General features: G+C 54.6%; 1 protein-coding gene. It reads right to left on the reverse strand.

Features of this window, described 5'->3' with window-relative positions; genetic code table 11:
- Nucleotides 1-1,305 (reverse strand): hypothetical protein (locus tag CA832_RS15180; RefSeq protein WP_233131743.1); only part of this gene is annotated, 1,305 nt, incomplete at its 3' end.
- Between the last annotated feature and the right edge of the window lie 1,750 nt (nt 1,306-3,055).

Here is a 3,055-nt window from a genome sequence, read left to right on the forward strand (position 1 = left end):
TCCAGAGAGACTTAGTGCCTGGTCATCGGATGAAACATATCCGGAAAGGTCTACGGTCTGGGTGCCTCCATCTTCCAGGGTCAAAGTCAGGATATTGCCGGCAAGGCTGAAGTCGGTGATCTGCTGGTTGTCGGAGTTGTCCAAGAAGGCGGAAAGATCTACAGTGCCTCCGTCCTCAAGAGTAAGCGTATTACCTGATAAGCTTAAAGCTTGATCGTCCGTGTTGTCCATGTAGGCGGACAAGTCCACGGTTTGGGTGCCTCCGTCTTCCAGGGTAAGGGTCAGGATATTCCCGGCCAGGCTGAAGTCGGTGATTTGCTGGTCGTCTGAGTTGTCCAGGAATGGCGCTAAGTCCACGCTTCCCCCATCCACAAGAGAGAGGGTGGTACCGGAAAGGCTGAGGTCCTGACTGTCGGTGTTATCGAGGAAAGCCGAAAGGTCTACAGTTCCTCCGTCTTCCAGGGTCAGTGTATTGCCGGACAAGCTCAAAGCTTGATTGTCCGTGTTGTCCATGTAGGCGGCCAGGTCCACGGTTTGGGTGCCACCATTTTCCAGTGTCAAGGTCAGGATATTCCCGGCCAGGCTGAAGTCGGTGATTTGTTGGTTGTCTGAGTTGTCGAGGTAGGCGGAAAGGTCTACAGTTCCGCCATCTTCCAGGGTCAGGGTATTGCCGGACAAGCTCAAAGCTTGATCGTCTGTGTTGTCTAAGTAAGCGGCAAGATCCACATCCCCTCCGTCTTCCAAGGAGAGCGTGTTCCCAGAGAGGCTCAGCGCCTGGTCATCAGAAGAAACATATCCGGAAAGGTCCACCGTTTGGGTGCCCCCATCCTCTAGGGTTAAAGTCAGGATATTCCCGGCCAGTCTGAAGTCGGTGATCTGTTGGTCGTCTGAGTTATCCAGGTAGGCTGACAGGTCTACAGTACCACCATCCTCCAGGGTCAGGGTGTTTCCAGAGAGACTTAGTGCCTGGTCATCGGATGAAACATATCCGGAAAGGTCTACGGTCTGGGTGCCTCCATCTTCCAGGGTCAAAGTCAGGATATTCCCGGCGAGGCTAAAGTCGGTAATCTGCTGGTCGTCGGAGTTGTCCAAGAAGGCGGAAAGATCTACAGTTCCGCCATCTTCCAGGGTCAGCGTATTACCTGATAAGCTTAAAGCTTGATCGTCTGTGTTGTCCATGTAGGAGGCCAGGTCCACGGTTTGGGTTCCACCATCTTCCAGCGTCAGGGTCAGGATATTGCCGGCCAGGCTGAAGTCGGTGATTTGCTGGTTGTCTGAGTTGTCCAGGAAGGGCGCTAAGTCCACGCTTCCCCCATCCACAAGAGAGAGAGTCGTTCCGGAAAGACTGAGATCCTGACTGTCGGTATTNACTTAGTGCCTGGTCATCGGATGAAACATATCCGGAAAGGTCTACGGTCTGGGTGCCTCCATCTTCCAGGGTCAAAGTCAGGATATTCCCGGCCAGGCTGAAGTCGGTGATCTGCTGGTCGTCGGAGTTGTCCAAGAAGGCGGAAAGATCTACAGTGCCTCCGTCCTCAATAGTAAGCGTATTACCTGATAAGCTTAAAGCTTGATCGTCTGTGTTGTCCATGTAGGAGGCCAGGTCCACGGTTTGTGTTCCACCATCTTCCAGCGTCAGGGTCAGGATATTGCCGGCCAGGCTGAAGTCGGTAATCTGCTGGTCGTCTGAGTTGTCCAGGAAGGGCGCTAAGTCCACGCTTCCCCCATCCACAAGAGAGAGAGTCGTTCCGGAAAGACTGAGATCCTGACTGTCGGTATTATCCAGAAATGCGGAAAGGTCTACAGTCCCGCCATCCTCAAGAGTTAGCGTGTTGCCAGACAGGCTCAACGCCTGGTCATCGGTATTGTCCATGTAGGCGGCCAGGTCCACGGTTTGTGTCCCCCCATCTTCCAGGGTCAAAGTCAGGATATTCCCGGCCAGGCTGAAGTCGGTGATTTGCTGGTCGTCTGAGTTGTCCAGGAAGGGCGCTAAGTCCACGCTTCCCCCATCCACAAGAGAGAGGGTGGTACCGGAAAGGCTAAGGTCCTGGCTGTCGGTATTATCCAAAAATGCGGAAAGGTCTACAGTCCCGCCATCCTCAAGAGTTAGCGTATTACCAGACAGGCTCAGCGCCTGGTCATCGGTATTGTCCATGTAGGCGGCCAGGTCCACGGTTTGGGTGCCTCCATCCTCCAGGGTAAGGGTCAGGATATTCCCGGCCAGGCTAAAGTCGGTGATTTGTTGGTCGTCTGAGTTGTCTAGGTATGCAGAAAGGTCTACGGTGCCCCCGTCTTCCAGGGTCAAGGTGTTTCCAGAGAGACTTAGTGCCTGGTCATCGGATGAAACATATCCGGAAAGGTCTACGGTCTGGGTGCCTCCGTCTTCCAGGGTAAGGGTTAGGATATTACCGGCGAGGCTAAAGTCAGTGATTTGTTGGTCGTCGGTATTATCCAGAAAGGCCGACAGGTCTACAGTGCCCCCGTCTTCCAGGGTCAGGGTATTGCCGGACAGGCTCAGCGCCTGGTCATCGGAAGAAACATATCCGGAAAGGTCCACGGTTTGGGTGCCTCCATCCTCCAGGGTAAGGGTCAGGATATTCCCGGTCAGGCTAAAGTCGGTGATCTGCTGGTCGTCGGAGTTGTCCAAGAAGGCGGAAAGGTCTACGGTGCCCCCGTCTTCCAGGGTCAGGGTATTGCCGGACAGGCTCAGCACCTGGTCATCGGTATTGTCCATGTAGGCGGCCAGGTCCACATCCCCTCCGTCTTCCAAGGAGAGCGTGTTCCCAGAGAGGCTCAGCGCCTGGTCATCAGAAGAAACATATCCGGAAAGGTCCACCGTTTGGGTGCCTCCGTCTTCCAGGGTAAGGGTCAGGATATTCCCGGCCAGGCTGAAGTCGGTGATTTGCTGGTCGTCTGAGTTGTCCAGGAATGGCGCTAAGTCCACGCTTCCCCCATCCACAAGAGAGAGGGTGGTACCGGAAAGGCTGAGGTCCTGACTGTCGGTGTTATCGAGGAAAGCCGAAAGGTCTACAGTTCCTCCGTCTTCCAGGGTCAG

It is taken from the genome of Robiginitalea sediminis, from assembly GCF_002198115.1.
Classification (GTDB): Bacteria; Bacteroidota; Bacteroidia; order Flavobacteriales; family Flavobacteriaceae; genus Robiginitalea; species Robiginitalea sediminis.